This window comes from Bifidobacterium oedipodis (assembly GCF_012932425.1).
Lineage (GTDB): Bacteria > Actinomycetota > Actinomycetes > Actinomycetales > Bifidobacteriaceae > Bifidobacterium > Bifidobacterium oedipodis.
Window position 1 is genome coordinate 373,604 of the sequence record NZ_JAAIII010000003.1, and the last position, 18,939, is coordinate 392,542.

15 protein-coding genes are annotated in these 18,939 nt (G+C 56.9%); 1 reads left to right on the top strand and 14 read right to left on the bottom strand.

The window, feature by feature from the left end; genetic code table 11:
• Nucleotides 1–185 precede the first annotated feature (185 nt).
• Nucleotides 186–1,175, top strand: a complete 990-nt coding sequence (locus tag G1C95_RS06620; protein ID WP_169172228.1) for a LacI family DNA-binding transcriptional regulator — start codon at nt 186–188, stop codon at nt 1,173–1,175.
• A 9-nt stretch (nt 1,176–1,184) separates the two neighbouring features.
• Here the strand turns inward: G1C95_RS06620 and G1C95_RS06625 are convergent, their stop codons facing one another.
• From G1C95_RS06625 to G1C95_RS06690, 14 genes are all read right to left on the bottom strand, one after another.
• On the bottom strand, nt 1,185–2,249 hold the full coding sequence (locus G1C95_RS06625) for a LacI family DNA-binding transcriptional regulator (protein WP_335341411.1): 1,065 nt from the start codon (nt 2,247–2,249) through the stop codon (nt 1,185–1,187).
• 97 nt (nt 2,250–2,346) lie between these two features.
• Nucleotides 2,347–4,533: a beta-galactosidase gene (locus G1C95_RS06630; RefSeq protein WP_169172229.1), complete on the bottom strand. Its 2,187-nt coding sequence runs from the start codon at nt 4,531–4,533 to the stop codon at nt 2,347–2,349.
• Between the two features lie 45 nt (nt 4,534–4,578).
• The gene (locus tag G1C95_RS06635; protein WP_169172163.1) at nt 4,579–5,562 is read right to left on the bottom strand and encodes a carbohydrate ABC transporter permease; all 984 of its coding nucleotides are present in this window, start codon (nt 5,560–5,562) and stop codon (nt 4,579–4,581) included.
• 1 nt (nt 5,563) lies between these two features.
• Nucleotides 5,564–6,481: a carbohydrate ABC transporter permease gene (locus G1C95_RS06640; protein ID WP_169172164.1), complete on the bottom strand. Its 918-nt coding sequence runs from the start codon at nt 6,479–6,481 to the stop codon at nt 5,564–5,566.
• Between the two features lie 111 nt (nt 6,482–6,592).
• The gene (locus G1C95_RS06645; protein ID WP_169172165.1) at nt 6,593–7,942 is read right to left on the bottom strand and encodes an ABC transporter substrate-binding protein; all 1,350 of its coding nucleotides are present in this window, start codon (nt 7,940–7,942) and stop codon (nt 6,593–6,595) included.
• 375 nt (nt 7,943–8,317) lie between these two features.
• Complete coding sequence (locus G1C95_RS06650) at nt 8,318–9,118, bottom strand: SDR family oxidoreductase (RefSeq protein WP_169172166.1); 801 nt, start codon at nt 9,116–9,118, stop codon at nt 8,318–8,320.
• 9 nt (nt 9,119–9,127) lie between these two features.
• Nucleotides 9,128–10,042 (bottom strand): SinI family restriction endonuclease, encoded by a 915-nt coding sequence (locus G1C95_RS06655; protein ID WP_169172167.1) that lies wholly within the window; start codon nt 10,040–10,042, stop codon nt 9,128–9,130.
• A gap of 106 nt (nt 10,043–10,148) precedes the next feature.
• Nucleotides 10,149–11,501, bottom strand: a complete 1,353-nt coding sequence (locus G1C95_RS06660) for a DNA cytosine methyltransferase (RefSeq protein WP_169172168.1) — start codon at nt 11,499–11,501, stop codon at nt 10,149–10,151.
• A 134-nt stretch (nt 11,502–11,635) separates the two neighbouring features.
• A complete protein-coding gene (locus G1C95_RS06665; RefSeq protein WP_169172169.1) occupies nt 11,636–12,430 on the bottom strand; it encodes a pseudouridine synthase in 795 nt (264 codons plus the stop codon).
• A 436-nt stretch (nt 12,431–12,866) separates the two neighbouring features.
• Nucleotides 12,867–14,762 (bottom strand): glutamine--fructose-6-phosphate transaminase (isomerizing), encoded by a 1,896-nt coding sequence (glmS, locus tag G1C95_RS06670; protein WP_169172170.1) that lies wholly within the window; start codon nt 14,760–14,762, stop codon nt 12,867–12,869.
• A gap of 97 nt (nt 14,763–14,859) precedes the next feature.
• A complete protein-coding gene (locus G1C95_RS06675) occupies nt 14,860–15,675 on the bottom strand; it encodes an amino acid ABC transporter ATP-binding protein (protein WP_169172171.1) in 816 nt (271 codons plus the stop codon).
• Nucleotides 15,676–15,685: 10 nt separating this feature from the next.
• Nucleotides 15,686–16,681 carry an amino acid ABC transporter permease gene (locus G1C95_RS06680; RefSeq protein WP_169172172.1) on the bottom strand — a complete coding sequence of 332 codons (996 nt, stop codon included), beginning with the start codon at nt 16,679–16,681 and terminating at the stop codon, nt 15,686–15,688.
• A gap of 88 nt (nt 16,682–16,769) precedes the next feature.
• Nucleotides 16,770–17,699 carry an ABC transporter substrate-binding protein gene (locus tag G1C95_RS06685; protein ID WP_169172230.1) on the bottom strand — a complete coding sequence of 310 codons (930 nt, stop codon included), beginning with the start codon at nt 17,697–17,699 and terminating at the stop codon, nt 16,770–16,772.
• 269 nt (nt 17,700–17,968) lie between these two features.
• Nucleotides 17,969–18,922: an ABC transporter substrate-binding protein gene (locus G1C95_RS06690; protein ID WP_169172173.1), complete on the bottom strand. Its 954-nt coding sequence runs from the start codon at nt 18,920–18,922 to the stop codon at nt 17,969–17,971.
• Between the last annotated feature and the right edge of the window lie 17 nt (nt 18,923–18,939).

The window sequence follows — 18,939 nt, forward strand, 5'->3', positions numbered from 1 at the left end:
TAATGATTACGAAAACAACGATGTTATCGTTACCGCAGACTGTAACGTGTGTTACGCACAATATAATGTTTTTTCATGCAGCAACCGTAAGGTCGCACCACAGTCGCACGGTCGCTACGATATATCGATACCATTCACCGCCAATCAGGGAGTTCAGAGATATGGCACGCAGTACTCAGATTTCCATGCAGGATGTCGCCCGTGAAGCAGGCGTCTCACCGCAGACGGTTTCGCGCGTGGCCAACGGTTCCGATGCCGTGCGCCCTGAAACACGCATCCGCGTCGAAGCGGCCATGGAAAAACTGGGCTATCGCCCGAACTATGCCGCGCGTGCGCTTAAGCACGGCGAGTTCCGCAACATTGGCGTTGTGCTGTTCAATATGACCACTTTCGGCAATGCCCGCATTCTCAATGGCATCACCGCAGCTGCCAGAGACGTCGACTATTCCGTCACCATCCAAACCATGCGATCGGGCGCGGAACGCACACTGAAAGCCGCAGTCGAACGCATGAAGCAGCAACCTGTGGACGGTGTGATTGTAGTGCTTGAGGAACGTATCACTGACTTTGCCGAATACAAACCCCCGCGCGACCTGCCGGTGGTGCTGGTCACCGAAGGAGCGGCCGACCACTGCCCCACCATCGACGGCGACCAGTATGGATGCTCCACAGCCATTGTGGATTATCTGATGAGCAAGGGGCACCACACTGTCTACCACATTTCCGGCCCGGTAAGCTCACGTGCCGCAGAAAGTCGCGCCAAGGGATGGCGAGAGGCACTGGAGCAACTTGGTGCCGAAGTGCCTCCCATCACCATCGGCGACTGGTGCGCCGATTCAGGCTATCAAGCAGGAATCGCCCTCGCTCATGACCCCAACTGCACAGCCATCTACGCTGCCAACGATCAGATGGCATACGGCGCAATGCTTGGGCTCCAGGCCGCAGGCAAACGCGTGCCGCAGGATGTTAGCATCGTCGGTGTGGATGATTCGCTGGTCGATATGGTGCCGCGCCTGAACCTGACCACCATGCGCATGAAATTCGACGAGATTGGTGCCGCGGCGTTCTCCATGGTGCGTCAGCAATGCGAGGGCGAATATGTGCCATCCGGCGTCAAAACCGTAATCCCCACCGAACTGGTGGAGCGCGGATCAGTACGCGATATCAGCGCATAGGCAATGCAATTAGCGCGTGGATTTGCGGGTGATCAGGCGGGAGTCGGCCAGATACGTGTGCGGCTGGCCGGCTTTGCCGTTGATACGAGCAAGCAACAAATCAACGGCCTGAGCGCTAATCCAATCAAGACGTGAGTCCATGGTGGTCAGCGATGGCAGCAGGTAGGCGGATTCTTCGTTATTATCGAACCCCACCACCTGCACCTCGTCGGGTATGGCGATGCCGGCGACGGCGAGCGCGTTCATCACGCCGATGGCCACCTGATCGTTCATTGCCAGCACGCCGTCGAATGGTTTGCCGGAATCGATAAGCCGCTGCATGGTGCGCTGTGAGTTGCCGATGGACCAATCGTATCCGGTCACGCCAATGAGTTCCGGATCAAGCGGCTTTCCACGACGTTCGCATTCGCGTATCGCTCCTTTAAGACGCATTTCAGCGTTGCCTTCAACTGCCTCGCGCAGCTGGGCCAGGTCAGGGGTGCGATGCGCACCCACTACGGCAAGCGAGGTCATGCCGCGTTCGAACATGTGCGCCACTGCGGTGGCGGCGTCCGCCTCATCGTCGGTGGCCACTCGATCGGCCACTTCCCATGTGGTGCGTGCACCCAAGCACATAAGCGGGTAATGGACGTCAAGCATGTCGGGGGTGAATCTGTCCAGCTCCGTCATCGAGAGAATCAGCCCATCAGATACGGTGGTATTGAACGCTTTAAGCAGGGCTGCGGCGTCATATTCGCCGCCATCCTCCTGATAGGTGGTGATATACACCGAATAGCCGCGTTCGCGGGCTGCGCGGATAATATGGTCGGCCAAGTCGGCCATATAGGGGGCGGCCAGCATCGGCACCGCCAGGGTGACGAAACCGGTGGTGCCAACGTTCAACGTGCGTGCGGCGGCATTAACCTGGTAGCCGAGCCGTTCGATGACTTCTTGCACGCGGGCGCGAGTGGAAGAGGCCATGCGCCCGTTGTGATTGATCACGTTGGAGGCGGTTTTCAGCGATACCCCGGCCTCGTGCGCCACATCGCGTAACGTTACGCGTTTTTTATCAGGCTGGGGGTTGTCAAAGGACACGCTTTCGTCCCTCCAATTGCGGTGGCATGAAACATGCCTGATGGATACAACGGATACCCAGCCATTGTACCCGCACTCAGACGGCATTTGTTGTGTGCTATGCCGCCGTGCGGGTGACTGTGCGGGTGACCAGTAATCCGTTGCGTTGCAGGATGTACCGGCCACCGACATTAGGATTGCCGCTTGTGCGGTATGCAAGCACCACGTCACCGCTCAGTTCAGGCACGACGCTTGGCGTTGCGTCACGGTTGAGATAGAAGTCAAATACAGTATGACCGCTGCGCCGACGGGTGTGAATTAGATGATTCGACTCCCGCTGAGATTCCTGCTGTGATTCTCCCTGAGATTCCTGCTGACCGCCGAAAAGCGCCGGATCGGCAAGCAGCGCAGCAACACCCTCGCGGCTGAGATCGCAGCCGACATATACGGCTTTGCCTTGCCCATACGGATGAATGGTGATGGCCGGCACGCCGCCTATCTCCCAGGCTTCGGCTTCATCGCCCTCATAGGTGGCGACGACCTTCGCGTCATCGGCCACAGCAGTTACGACGTTCTGCCACAGCTGGCTGATGCTGCCGTTGGACAGGCACACATACGCGGGGTCAATGTCAGGTGCCGCTTCATCCGCGTCTGCTATCGGGCATATTGCATCGGCCGGCGACAGAGTGGATGTGATATTGAACTCTTCCGAACGCACGCCGAACATGTCACGCAGCAGTCCGTCGCCGGCACCGGGGTATCCGCCCAATCCCACGCGGAAGGATTCATCAATCAGCCCGGTGGCATAGTTCACGATCACACGACCGCCAGCCTTGGCAAAATCAGCGACGCGTTGAGTATCGTCACGGCTCAACGACAAGACCGTGGGCAGCACGATAGTGCTGTAGTCACTCCAGTCATCACGCAACGGCACCACGTCAGCACGCTGACCGGCGTCGAGGAATGCACGATACCAGTCGCGCACATCATGCCAGTGGCTGAGTTGCATGCTCGGCAGCGTCTGGCAGCGCGTGGCCCATTCGGATTCGGCGTGGAACAGAATGGCCGTACTGCTGCGTTCCACTTCCGCCCCCTGCAATCCTGCGGCGGCCAGCGTTTCCAGCGTTTCGCCCAGTTCGCACACCTCGCGGTATACCGTGCTGTCGGCACCGGCGTGTGGCAACATCGCGGAATGAAATGCCTCCGCGCCGGAGCGCGACTGACGCCATTGGAAGAAGTTGATGGCATCCGCACCGAACGCCACGTGGGCTATGGCGTCACGCATAAGTTCGCCGCCGCGCTTGCGCGCGTTCAATGGTTTCCATTGCACGGCCGAGGTGCTGTGCTCCATCACATACCATGGTTTGCCTTGTGCTAGGCCATTCATCAGTGCGTCCGAGCAAGCGAGCTCATCCAGATGCGATTCGCCTTCATGGAAGTAATGGTCGTTGGAGACGAAATCAACCTCGTCGCTCCAGCGAGCGTAATCCATGCAGCACTGGTCGGTGGAGACCATGAAGTTCGTAGTGAACGGTTTGTCAGGGCAGATTTCGGCGATGGCATCACGTTCGGCTTTATAGAAGTCGAGCAGCATATCGTTGCCGAAACGCTCGAAATCAAGCTGCTGGGCAGGATTGGCCATAGCGTCGCCGCCCATATGCCGCGGCACGATCACCTCGCCAAAAGAGGTGACGCGCTGCGACCAAAAGGCGGTGCCCCACGCGTCGTTCAACGCGTCGATATCGCCGTACTTGCGTTGGCACCATGCGCGGAAGGCGTTTTGCGCGTTATCCGAATAGTCACAGCGGTTGTTCCAGCCGTACTCGTTGCCCATATGCCAGGCAGTGACGGTGGAATTGTTGCCGTAACGCTCAGCGAGCTTGCGGCACATGGCCAGTGCGTATTCCTTGAACACCGGGCTGGTCGGGCTCCAAGATTGACGGCTGCCCGGATTGATGACATGCCCATAGCGGTCAATCGGCAGCACTTCAGGATGCTGCTCGTAGAGCCACAATGGCGCTGCGGCCGTGGCAGAGGCAAGATCCACGGCGATGCCGGCCGCCCCGAGCTTGGCGATGATGCGATCCAGCCAACCGAAGTCCCAGGTGTGCTCGCTGGGCTGGATTTTGGACCAGCTGAAAATGGCGAGCGCCACGGTGTTGACGTGCGCGCGCTTCATCAGCTCGATGTCTTCATCCCACACCTCTTCGGGCCACTGGTCGGGGTTGTAGTCGCCGCCGAAAGCCAATCCGCGACCGGATTCGGTCAGCAGCTTCGGCCAGGAGAATTCGCGTCGCATCAGCATTCCTTTCGCCATGCTCGGGGTTCGTTCGTTAAACGGGGAGGAGATCTATTCCTTGACTGCGCCGGCGGCAAGGCCGGACTGCCAATACTTCTGCAGCATCAGAAACGCAATCACCAGAGGAACGATGGTAATCAGCGAGCCCGTAATCACCAAATTCTGAATGGCCTGGCCGCCGGCGGTGCTCGCCTGGTCCTTCCACTGGTTCAAGCCAATGGTCAGTGGGTACCAGTCCTGGTCCTTCAACATGATCAACGGCAGGAAGTAGTTGTTCCACGTCGCCACAATCGTGAACAACGCGGTCGTCACGATGCCCGGGGCGAGCAGCGGCAGACTGATCTGCCAGAACGTGCGCCATTCACCGGCACCGTCCACACGGGCCGCTTCCAAGAGCTCATCCGGCACGGCTTGGTCGGAGAAAATCCACATCAAGTACAGGCCGAAGGTGGAGACGAGGCTCGGGATGATCATTGCGGCGGGTGTATTGGTCAGGTTCAGCTTGGCGAACAGCAGGAACTGCGGCACGGCCAGCGCGATGCCCGGCACCGAAATCGCACCGATGATGATAGCGAAGCAAGCTTTGCGGCCGGGGAAGCGGAACTTGGCCAACGCGTAGCCACCCATAATGGAAAGCAGGGTCGCGCCGCCCGCGCCCACCACCACATAGAGGATGGTGTTGATGAACCAGCGGCCGAAAATGCCATCCTGATAGGTGAACACCGTGACGATATTGTCCCACAAAGCGAACGTCTTGCCGAAGCCCAAGCCGAAGGTCGAAGTGAAGTCCGCCTGTGTTTTGGTGGCGTTGATCAGCAAATACAGGAACGGGAACAGGCAGTAGATTGCCATAATCGAGCAGACAAGCGTCAGCGCGATCGAGCGCGTGGGATTCGCGGGGTTGGAGAAGCCGTTCTTGGCGCTGCGCTTGCGCTCGGCCTTTTCGTCGGCCGCAACTCGCTTGGCGCGTTCCTTTTCGGCCTTTTTCGCGGCCTTTTCCTGTTCTTTCAGGCTCATGGCAGTAGTGGTGCTCATGTTACTTCATCTGCTCCTTCATGCTCTTGAGCTGCACGATATAGGCGATTGTCATCGTGATAATGGCCATCACGATTGCCAGCGCCGCCGCGTAATTCGACTGGTTGCCGGTGAAGCTCAGGTTGTACGCATACATATTCGGCGTGTAATACGTCGTGATCGCATTGCCCGGAACCATGTTCTGCAACACGGAAGGCTCGTTGAACAGCTGGAACGAGCCGATAATCGAGAAAATCACCGTAATCGCCAGCGAACCCTTAAGCTCAGGCAGCTTGATTTTCTTAACGATGTCCCATTCGGTGGCACCGTCGATGGACGCGGCCTCATACAGGGAGTGAGGGATGGTGGACAATGCGCTGTAGAAGATCAGCATGTTGTAGCCGGTGAATTCCCACGTGTTGATGTTGGCAATAGAGGCCAGCAGCACGTTGGGCTCCAGCACGTCGATGTTGGTGCCCAATAGGTCGTTGAGCGAGCCGACCAAACCATATTTCGCGCCGTATACGAAACCCCACACCATAGTGGAAACCACAGCAGGCACCGCGTAGGGCAGGAAGGTGGCGATACGGAAGAACTTGGTGCCATGCAGCTTCATCGAGTCCAGCGCCAAGGCCATGGCCGCCGACAGGAACAGCATAATCGGCACTTGGAAGCAGGTGAAGATGGCCACACGACCCACGGCCTGCCAGAAGTTCGTATCCGTAAGTAGTCGCGCATAGTTTTCCACTCCGACGAATTTCGTGCCGCCAATCATCTGGCGTTTGAAGAAACTGATGTAAATCGCGTACACGATCGGGATGATGAACACGAACACGAACACCACAGCGAAGGGGCCCATGAATTTCCAACCGCGCCAGTCGCGCTTGTGCTTGTTGACGGGAATGCGAGACGCCGTCGTCGCCTGAACCTGTGCTGTCATAATCTCTCCGAAAATCTGCCGGCGTCAGGATCCGTCTCCCTCATCCCCCTATCGAAAACGAAGGAGACGAATCCAAGCCGATATTGCACTGTGCTGAACCGTTGCACCTGATTATTCGACGGTGACGGTGTAGCCCTGCTGGGTGCCGTGGTCGCCGAGCGCCTGGGCGTAGTTGGCCATGGCCTCCTCCAGCGTGATTTCGCCGGTGTAGGCCTTGGAGATCTGGTCACCGTAGGAGGACTGGGCGAACGGGTTGTACGGCAGGTACTGGAATTCGGTGACGGGCAGTTGGGCTGCGGCCGCCAGGACTTCGTTCACATTCTGGCCGCCGAAGAACTCGTTGACCTCCTTGTTGGCTTCCGCATCCGGATCGGTGAAGCTGTCGGAGCTCAGGATGCGCTTGAGGGAGGGGAAGGTGCCGGTGGCGGCCATGGTGTCCGCGCCATCGCCGTGGGTCAGGTATTCGATGAACTTGTAGGCGGCCGCCTGCTGCTTGGACTGGGAAACGACGGCGAGCGCGGAACCGCCATCTTCTGCGGAGACCTCATCGCCCGCGTTCCACTGCGGCAGAGTGCGCACGCGCCAGTTGCCGGCCTGGTCGGGAGCGCCGTTCATCAGGTTGATCGGCATCCAAGCGCCGATGGTCAGGGAGGCGAGGGTGCCGTCGTTGAGCTCGCGGTTCCAATCGTCGGACCAGTTCGGCGTCTTGGTGTCCACCAGATCCTCGTCGATCAGCTTTTGCACGAATTCAACATACTTGGTCATGCCTTCGTCATGCATGTTGATGGTGATGTTCTCGCCGTCAACCTTCCACGGCTGGGCGCCGGCCTGCCATGCCTGCGCGGTGAAGGGCTGGTAGTCGTTTTCCGTGCCGGCCATATTGGTGATATACGAACCGGTGACGCGAATCTTCTTGGCGGCCTCGTAGTAGTCGTCCCAGGTTTCGATCGATTCGGCGTCCACACCGGCCTTGTCGAACACGGCCTTGTTATAGAAGAACATTTCCGGGCCGGAATCGATGGGCAGGGCGTAGGGTTCGCCGTTGTATTGCAGCTTGTTCCACGGGCCGGCCGCGTAATCATCCTTGAGATCGGCCGCACCGAACTCCTTCAAACTCACCAGGCCACCAGTCACTGCGAACTGGGTGACCGTGGGGTCTTCGAGCATCACTACATCGGGCGCGCCGTTGCCGGCTTCGATGGCGTTGGACAGTGCGGTGGACGTATCTGCTGCGGTGCCGGTGTTGTTGAATTTGACGGTGATGCCCGGGTTCGCCTCTTCGAAGTCGGCGATAAGATCCTTCATGGTGTTGCCGGAGTCCCAACCCCAGAACACCAGTTCGGCCTTGTCGGCATCGCCCAGGTTGGCTTCGGCGTTGTTCGCGTCATTGCCACAGGCTGCCATGCCGACCAGCGTGGCCGCGGCGGCCGTCGCCGCAATGAACTTCTTACCGTTACGCATATGCGTTCTCCTTCGCATCTTCCCCTCCTGCCCTCGTTGGCCAGGCTTGGGACGTTATGTGTGGTTATTCCGCTGGAATCGGCCACGCTCGCTCCTGTTCGGAGTGATACACCCGTGTACCAGTGGTTACGATGATACACCCGTGTACCACAGATGCAAAATTCAGGCAGACACGCCTCAAATATCAACGTTTCCAGCTGGTCTACGGCTGTACCACCGCTGTCCAAGTATCAGTCCAGCAACCAGTCAGGAATGAAACGCTAGGAATTATGCGTCAGAAAACTTCGCGCACAACACAATTGTGGCGTTGGACAACATAATCCAACGCCACAATGCAACAGACTAAAAAAACCGAACGGTTTCCGCTCAGAACAATCAGGCCGTACGGAATACCTTGGTATAGGAGCCTTCGGCTCGCGGACGCACCACAATCGAATCGATATCCACGGTATCGGGCTGAGCCAGCGCCCATCGCACGCATTCGGCGATATCCTCGGCCTTAAGCGGATTCGGCACGCCTGCATACACGGAGGCGGCACGATCCGCGTCTCCCCCAAAGCGCTTCAGCGAGAATTCCTCGGTTTGCACCATGCCCGGCGAAATATCCACGATACGCACCGGCTCGCCAACCTGCTCCAAGCGCAGCACGCGCGCCATCACACGCTCGGCGAACTTCGAGGCACAATACCCTGCACCGCCTTCATAGGGTTCAATGCCGGCGGTGGACGAAATTACCAGCACCGTGCCTTCGGTACGTTTCAACGCCGGCAGCAGCTTCTGTGTGATGCGCAACGTACCGATTACATTGAGCTCGTACATGCCGCGCCAATCATCCAGATTCGCAGTGGCCACCGGATCCTTGCCAAATGCCGCCCCAGCACAATTGACCAACGCCTTGACTTCGCCTGCGGCAAGCACCTGATCAACGGCCGCCTGTGTGGAGGCTTCATCGGTGATGTCGGCGACCGCATAGGTCACCACGTCACTGCCCTGTTCAGCATTCACTTCGTCAGCGAGCGCACGCAACTTCTCTTCGCGACGAGCCAGCGCCACTACCTGCCAGCCATCAGCGGCCAAGGTACGCACCGTCGCCGCACCAATGCCACTGGATGCGCCCGTCACCACTGCGCGATGACAGTTCTTTACATTAGATTCAGTATTGCAATTGTTTTCCATATGACATCCTTACTTTGCATTACGACCGAATGCGTATGCTTGGGTTAGTCCCTCAAGCGTTGACCCAATTCCTTCCTCAGTATCAGTGATAAGCTTCTCATTAGATTGAGAAGCATTGGACACAAATGAAAGATAATCTGATTCATTCAGCAAATCATCTGGCACATCTTGCTTTGTTCCCTCACGAATCACATCAATAAGTTCAGGCCAATAAGTTACGATTTCGCCCTTTATTCGTTTTGCATTCATTCGATACCATACACGCGCATCATGATCTTGTCTATATCCTTTTCCTGAAGAATTCTCTGTGTTTGATTTATTTTTAATTTGAATAAAACAGCTGCAATCAGTATTACAAAAGTCAACTGCAGTCAGCACTTCTCCACGGCACCATATCCAGCCATAATCTTTAGCTTTGAAAGCAATATACTCTTCCAACAAGTTTCCGCCGACATTCTCCGCCGACATAAACAAGTTATGATGCCACGCATATTCTCCTGCCAAAGCGCCATTGTCACCCATATGCGCAGCAACAATAGCAATAAGAGCAGGATCTGTCGCAGCTTGTTTTGGTTTTGCCACTTGCTGCGACGGCAATCCACGATCCCATGCTGTTTTAAACTTTCTGACCCATTTCGAAAACCATAAATCCAGAAAAGCTGAAGGAGCTAAAGCCAAATCTTCTTTATTCATAGCAATGTTGGGACGATAACCACGCAACTCATCCTGCAGCAAGACTGGGAAAAGCGCTTTCATCTGCTTGTTCAGATCCATAGGGAAATCTGCATTCAAATCTCGTGGAAGCTGAATATCTACCACAGCAGAAAAACGTTTTTGTGCATAATCATCGTGTGAATTACACCAGTTTAGCGAATCAGATAACTTGTCGTAAACTTTTTCCTTACTGGCTCGCTCCTTGGGCATGAAAACCTCCTTGAATCATGCATCTGCTTCGACGGAGAAATCCGCGGACAAAGCCCTTCATAGGTATACTACGCCTTATCTGCGTATATTCAAACCAGCAATATCATCAAGCAAAATTCCAAGTCATATCCGACGTATGCAAATACCTCGAATACGGAAAGTCCTTCCAACATGGATCAATGGTCTCACCCCGCATATCAGCAAGAATGGTTCTGCCTATGGCTTCGCCTAATCTGATTGGAACAGCATTACCGATTTGTCGATATTGATCGGCAATGTCACCGGCGATCCACCATTCCTTCGGGAAACCCTGCACCGCTTTGTACTCTTCAACCGACAAAGGACGCTGCTCAACAGGGTGGCAAAGATCAGTTGCGGGCATGGTCGGGGAGGTAACCAGTGTCGGCGATGGTTTATTCATAGATAGACGTCGGTAGAACCCTGTTTTACCGCCTCCTAAGTAATAAGCCTTTCCCATCGCCTCGGGCTGAATCTCAGGAGGAAGATTGCGCCAATATTGTCCTTCCGAGAGCATCGCAAAGTATTTGAGTCTCTTTTGCGGAAACTGAGCATAATGTTGATTATCTGATTCAATCCCACGCACGGCTTCGCCAAAAGTTCTCCACTTCGGCAATCCCCAACGCGAATCATCACTATGCGTCGGGGTAAGCCAACAACAACGGCTCCCATCTTCTTTGGCAATGAGCACTACTCGTTCCCTGATCTGCGGAGCACCGAAATTCGCCGCGTTGTACAGATTAAAGGAGACTCCATATCCCATCCGCTTTAACCGATTGAGAATGATGCGTAACGCTCCCCCTCGTATCGGCTCTTCACCTTGTGCAACTGGATATGATGTTGATAGCAGTCCTCGAACGTTTTCAATGACCAGATACCTAGGCCTCAGCTGTTCGGCCAATTCAAGATAGCGAAGAAAAACATTGCCACGTGGATCTGCGAACGCTCGTCGGGCACCCGCTGTGGAAAACGCCTGGCATGGCGGGCCTCCAAACATCACATCTATTTTCCTATTCTCCGGCAAACCCGCCATCTGAAGGACTTCTTCAGCAGAGATTTTGGAAATATCACCCAATAACGCAGCATTCGGTCGATTGCGGGTAATGGTCATTCTGCATTCACGATTGTTCTCGCAATACAGCAGAGGCACTATTCCGGCTTGTTCCATTCCCAAATCAAGTCCGCCGGCACCAGAAAAGAACGACAAACCAACGATATCAGGAACATCCGTTGATATTCGTTGATGATCCTTCGCGGCAGGTATGAGATTATTAGCCTTCATATATGTTTCCAACGCTGAACGTTGGAACACACGCCTAGAACCGGCCATGACATACGGTAAATCTCCAACATTGACCGCTCTGGTAACAACCGACGATGATACGCCCAATGCATCAGCTACTTCTTTCGCCGTAAGCAGTTTCTCCTGCTTCGTACCCATGAACGCACACCAACCAATCCAATAAAATCTATTGCAGTCTCCTCACTGTATCAAGAGGACTATAAAAAATAAACTAAACATGTTTTCGCAGTCCCCTGTCTGTAGCTGCGTCGCGGAAGTCCTGTACATGCCATCTACGACACGTTCTCGCCGATTCCGATGCCCAGCAGCACACGGGAGATGAATACACGCTGCTCGCCGGTGATGGGATCGGTGAATTCCAGACGGCGGGCGACCAGTTCCAGCGGCTGAGTGAAGTCATCGTAGGGACGTTCAGTGATGCGCGGGTAGAAATCGTCGCCGACGATTGGCAGACCCAACGAGTTCATATGCACACGCAACTGATGAGTTTTGCCAGTGTGCGGATGCAAGGTATATCGGGCAATGCCAGGAGCATACAATCCATCGCGCTCAATCACCGTCTCCGCATTAACAACGCCCGGCTCCTCATAAGCAGCCAAAATGCCACGCTGCTTAGTAATATGCGAGCGCCGCACAAGCGGAAACGGCCGCGGCGGCTCCAACAACGTCACCGTGCCATACCGCATACCGCCACGAAGATTCTTCGCCGCCTCACGCGGCGCACCCCCAACACGAATCGGCGCAAGCGGCGCCAAACATTCATACACCTTAGTAGCACGCCGCTCCTGAAACAGCATCTGATAGGCACCACGACAAGCCGGATCCCGCACAAACACCAAAACACCCGCAGTAAGCCGATCCAACCGATGCGCCGGAACAATATCCGGTTCACCATACCGCTCACGAAGCCGCATCAAAGCCGTCTCGCGATACCACATCCCCCGCGGCATTGTAGCCAAAAAATGCGGCTTATCCACCACAACAATCCGCTCATCCTCATACAACACCTCGCATTCAAACGGAATCCGAGGCTCCTCAACCACATACCGATGCCGCCGCCCACCCATAACCGCAACCAAACCCTTCCAACAAAAAACGTCCCGCAGCATTCCCACGAAACAAGCAAGCAGACCGCAAGTTTCCCACGAAACGAGCAGACGTCTCGCAACGTTTCCTACGAAACGAGCAGGTGTCCGGCATGTCCTGTTCACGGGCGTAAAGCTTGGCCTGCTGAGCCGTCGTGGAACAGTCCAGTGGACTGTTCCACAGGCGAAGTGAGCAGCTCTGCTGCGAAGACTGCGCAGCAGTTGCCTGGAGCGGTCCCGAGAATAGGACATGCCGGACACCTGCGGACACAAAACATAACAAATACTAAACGTTTACGACGAAACGAGCAGGCGTCCGGCATATTCTGTTCACGGGCGTAAAGCTTGGCCTGAGCGGCCTAGAGCGATCCCGAGAATAGAATATGCCGGACGCCTGCGGACACCTGCGAAAAACAACCTATTCAACAGTAACGGACTTAGCAAGATTGCGAGGCTTGTCCACGTCGTAGCCCTTGAGCTTAGCCATATCCATGGCAAACAGCTGCAGCGGCACCACATCCACCAGCGGACTCATCAACGTAGGGCACTGCGGCCGCCAAAAGACCACGTCGGCATAACGCTCCACATCCGGATCCCCCTGCTCAGCCACCGCAATAATGGTGGCACCACGCGCCTTGACCTCTTCGATGCCGGAGATCACTTTGGCATGCAGCACATTGCGTCCGCGTTCAGGCGGCACAATGAAGACCACAGGCTCACCTTCGTCGACCAAGGCGATCGGTCCATGCTTGAGTTCGCCGGCTGCGAAGCCTTCGGTGAAGGTGTAGGCGATTTCCTTGAGTTTGAGCGCGCCTTCGAGTGCCACAGGGTAGCCGACGTGGCGGCCGAGGAACAGGAAGGAGTTGGCGTTAACCGTGTGTTCGGCGGCGGATTGAATGGTGGATGCCTGAGTGTCGAGTACCCATTGGATTTTGCGGGGCATGTCTTTGAGGGAGTCGAGCACCTGGTGGATTTCGTCGCGGAACATTGCGCCCTTGACCTGTGCCAGATATAGGCCGAGCAGGTAGGCGGCGGTGATTTGCGCCACGAAGGCCTTGGTGGAGGCCACGGCCACTTCTGGGCCGGCGTGGGTGTAGAGCACGGCGTCCGATTCGCGAGGGATAGAGGCACCCTGCGTATTGCAGATGGCCAGCACTTTGGAGCCTTGTTCACGCGCGTGACGCAGGGCCATCAGCGTATCCATGGTTTCGCCGGACTGTGAGATGGCGACTACCAGCGTGCGTGGGGTCAGGATCGGGTCGCGGTAGCGGAATTCGTGTGCCAATTCGATTTCCACGGGGATGCGCACCCAGTGTTCGATGGCATACTTGGCCACTTGTCCGGCGTAGGAGGCGGTGCCGCAGGCTACGACGATGATTTTGTCGATTGCTTTGAAATCATGTTCGTCGATGCGTACTTCGTCGAGCATGATGTCGCCGTTGGCGTCGAAACGGCCGAGCAGGGTGCGCTGCACGGCGGCAGGATCCTCATGGATTTCCTTATCCATGAACGAATCCCAACCGCCTTTTTCGGCGGCCGAGGCATCCCAATCCACGGTGTAGGTTTTCGGGTTGGCGATTACGTTGCCGTCGAAATCGGTGACGGTTACGGTATCGGCGGAAACGCATACGGCCTGATCCTGGTCGATTTCCATGGCGCGCTTGGTGTAGGCCACGAATGCGGCCACATCGGAGCCGAGGAAGTTCTCCCCATCGCCTAGGCCAACCACGAGCGGCGAATCGTGGCGAGCGCCTACGACGATGTCGGGCTGACGGCAGTCGGTGGCGAGGATGGTGAAGGCACCTTCGAGCATGCGGGCCATGCGGCGCATGGCTTCGAAGAGATCAGGCTTCCCGCCGTTTTCGGCGATGACCTTGTCTACGATTTTGCCGAGCAGTTTGGCGGCCACTTCAGTGTCGGTGGCGGAGGCGAAACGATAGCCTTCGGCTTGCAGATCAAGGCGCAGTTGCGAGGCATTTTCGATGATGCCGTTATGGATGATCGCCACTTTGCCGTCGCGGCTGGTGTGCGGGTGCGCGTTCACGTCGCTAGGCTCACCATTGGTGGCCCAACGCGTGTGGCCGATGGCCACGGTTGCATCCGGCAATGGTCTGCGTTCGATGTCGTCGATCAGGTTCTTGAGTCTGCCGGCTTTCTTGCGCACGACCACCTGATCCATACCGGGAGCGCTGAGGGCCACACCGGCTGAATCATAGCCGCGATATTCCAAACGATTGAGGCCCTGCAGGCAAACTTCTAGCGGTTTGCCGCAGGCCGTGTCGATATTTCCAGCGTATCCAACGATTCCACACATGGCTCACTAGCCTAACTGAAGCCGTTGTCGATGCAAACGGCATCCGGCTTCCCTTGCATATTCATTACGCCGTTTCTGTCGCGGTAACGGCTCTGCTCTACAGCACGTGCTGCAGGAAGTCTTTGAAACGCGGTTCGCTGGGGTGGTCGATAATATCGGGGCCGCCCTTTTCGACGACCACGCCACCGTCCATGAACACGATCTGATCGGCGACTTCTCGGGCGAAGCCGATTTCGTGCGTGACGCACACCATGGTCATGCCATCATTGGCCAGCGAGCGCATCACGTTCAGCACTTCACCCACCAGTTCGGGATCCAGCGCGGAGGTCGGCTCGTCGAACAGCATGATTTCCGGCTTCATGGCCAGTGCGCGGGCGATGGCCACGCGCTGCTGCTGGCCGCCAGAAAGCTGCGCCGGGTAATAGTCCAGGCGATCGCCCAGGCCTACGCGCTGCAGTTCGGCCACGGCCAGATCACGGGCCTCTTTCTTAGGCTTGCGCTGCACGTGCACGGGTGCTTCCATCACGTTTTCGAGCGCGGTCATGTGCGGGAACAGGTTGAAGCGCTGGAACACCATGCCCAGCTTTTCGCGCTGCTTGGCCACTTCCTTATCGTTCAGGGTTTGCAGTACCTGGCCGGAACCTTTGTTGACATACTTGTAGCCGATGAGTTCGCCGTCGACTTCGATGGTGCCGCCGGTGATGGTTTCCAGCTGGTTGATCAGACGCAGGAACGTGGATTTTCCGGAGCCGGAGGGTCCCAGAATCACAGTGACGGTGCCGGGCATCACGGTTAAATCGACACCCTTCAGCACATGCAGGGATCCGAATGCCTTATGCACCTGGGTAGCTTTGATAGCTGGCTGCGCTGCATCCGTGGAAATTCGCGCGTTGGTAACTTCGCTGATGGTCATTTCCGCTCCCTTACGCATTCAACCCGGTGAAGGTGGTTTGGTTGATTTTGTTCACGTCGTCCTGCGGCTCGCCGCTTGATTTGCCCGGATATGGCGGATCATACGGCGGCTGCTTGCCTTTGGTGCCCACCGGGCGGGCGTTGAAGCCCTTGCCGAAGTGCGCTTCGAGACGCGACTGGATAATCATAAGGATCGAAGTGATCAGCAGGTACCAGATGCAGGCAACGATAAGCAGCGGAATCGGCTTATAAATACGATTGGCGATAGCGTTGGTGGCGAACTGCAAATCCAGCGTGTAGGGCACGGCCAATACCAGCGAAGTGGTTTTGAGCATGCCGATGGTTTCGTTGCCGGTGGGCGGGATGATGATGCGCATGGCCTGAGGCAGCACGATACGGCGCATGATCAGTGTGCGTCCCATGCCCAGCGCCTTGGCGGCCTCGGTTTGGCCGGGGTCGACGGCTTCGAGGCCGGCGCGCACAATTTCGGACAGATAGGCAGCTTCGTTCAATGCCAAACCAATCCAGGCGGCATTGAACGCGGTGATCACATCCTGCGAGTCGATGCTCCAGAATTCTACGGAGGTGAACGGAATGCCTACACCGATGCGCGGAACCAGCACGGCGAACAGGCCCCAGAACACCAGCTGCGTGTACACAGGCGTGCCACGGAAGAACCAGATGAAGAACCAGCTGACGCCCCTGAGCACCGGATTGATGGATTTGCGCATGACCGCCAATATCACTGACAGTATGATGGCCACCACCATCGAGATCACCGTCAGCTGCAGCGTATGCCAGATGCCGGCGAGCACATTTTCGTTGAACAGGTACTTCCAGACTGTGGGCCAGTCAAGACGCGGGTTGGTGATCAATCCTTGAATCAGCATCAACGCCAGCAGCGCCACGATGACGCCGGCCACGATCGGGCCGGTGCGCTTTACCGGCAGCGCGTTGATGCGATTGGGGATGTTCAGACCTTCCCCGTCAGCTTCTTTCTTCGCCATGGTTCTTCCTTCTTGCGAACGGTTCTACTGTCAGGCACAGTAGAAGAACTGTGCTACGAGTTGGTAAAAAACCGCTTATTCGAGACGTTTAGTCGAGATCAACGGGATTGATTTCGGCCGTGTCGAGCGCGCCGGATTCCACGCCCCAATGTTCGAGGATCTTCATATAGTCACCATCGTCCATCAGCTTCTGCATGGCCTTCTGCACGGCTTTAGCCATAGCGGAGTCACCCTTCTTGATGGCAATGCCCTGCTTGATGGCACCCTCGTTCTCGTCCAGCGCTTCCAGAGCACCGTCGGTCTGGGAGATGGCGTAGCCGGCCACAGGCGAATCGGCATAGAAGGCATCGGCCTTGCCGGTCACCACATTGGTGGCGGCATCGGTTTGCAGATCGTAGGACAGCACTTCAATCTTGTCCTTGCCGTCCGCCTCGCACTGTTCGGCGGCGGCGTTGGCCTCCTCCTCCTGCACGGTGCCGGTCTGCACGGCGATCTTCAGGCCGCACAGGTCGGCGGTGTCCACCTTGTTCGGATTGCCTTTGGTCACGGCCCATGTGGAGCCGGCCTTGTAATAGCTGACGAAGTCCACGGCTTCCATACGTTCCTCGTTGATGGTCATGGCGGTGATGCCGAGATCATACTTGGCGCCGACGGAGGGCACGATGGTATCGAAGCTGGATGAGACGATCTTGGTCTCCAAACCCATGACGCGGCCCAGCGCCTTGGCCAGATCCACATCGTAGCCGACCGGAGTCTTGCCGTCCTCGGCCAGGAACTCGGCCGGAGCATAGCTCAGCTCCATGCCCACCGACAGGTCGCCACCTTCGGCGACGTCTTCGGGCACCAGCGCGGCGATGGCGTCGTCCTTGGTAATGGAGCTCACGTCATAGGCGGTTATGGATTCCTCTGGCGAAGTTGCCTTATCGGAGGTGCCGCAGGCGGCGACGGCAAACAGCATGGCAGCGCCGGCCACCATGGCAACGGCGGATTTCAGTGTTTTGAACGGAGTGGTTGACATCATTGTTCCTCGCTTCTTCTTCTCAAGGTTGAAAGGATAGACAGCCATTGTATCGGCACCACGTAACCCGTAGGTTTTGGCGACCGTCTGCTGGCCAAGGCTACTGTACGAAGCTACTGCATGGAGGCTACGGCGCGCAAGGGCCGTCAATAGGGCCGCCCGACAACAAAAGGGGCGGTTCGTAACAACAACAACGAACCGCCCCTTAAGCACCGGCGCAGGCCGGCATATGGCAATGCTATGCAGTTATTGCGTTATGGATGTGCTTATCAGTCGACATCGGTCGGGTTGATTTCCGCCTTGTCGATGGCACCGGAGCTCACACCCCAGTGGTCAAGCAGCTTGGAGTAGGTGCCGTCATCCATCAGCTTCTGGATGGCCTTCTGCACGGCTTCAGCAGTAGCGGAATCGCCCTTCTTAATGGCCACGCCCTGCTTGGTGACGCCCACATCCTCACCGTAGGCCTCAATGGAGCCGTCGGTCTGGCTGATGGCGTAACCGGCCACAGGCGAATCAGCGTAGAAGGCGACGGCCTTGCCGGTCACCAAATTGGTGGTCACATCGGTTTGCAGCTTGGAGGAAAGCACTTCGATCTTCTTGTCGGCCGGGCACTTTTCATTGGCCGCGTTGACTTCCTCTTCCTGCGTGGTGCCGGTCTGCACGGCGATCTTCTGACCGCACAGGTTGGAGGAATCGAAGTTCTTGGGGTTGCCCTTGGCCACGGCCCACGTGGAACCGGCCTTGTAATAGCTCACGAAGTCCACGGCCTCGGAACGCTCCGGGGTGATGGTGAAGGAGCTGATGCCAAGATCGTACTTGGCGCCAACCGACGGGATGATCGAGTCGAAGGTGGAGGTGGTGGGTTCGAACTCCAGGCCGAAGATCTTGGCCAGCGCGGCGCCCAGATCCACGTCGTAGCCGACCGGCGTCTTGCCGTCCTCTGCTAGGAATTCAGCTGGGGCATAGGAGGTATCCATGCCGATGGTGAGCTTGCCGTCCTTGGTGACGGAGTCGGGCAACAGTGAGGCGATGGCGTCGTCTTTCTTGATGCCGGAAACGTCGAATCCCTCGGTGGAGCTGTTGGTGCTGCTGCTGGACTTGTCACCGGTGTCGGAGCCGGCGGTCGAATCAGCGGAATCGGAGGTGCCGCAGGCTGCAACCGACACCAGCATGGCCACGCCGCACAGGGCGGCGGCCATGGCTTTGAAGTTCTTGAACGCCATAATGGATCCTCTCTCTA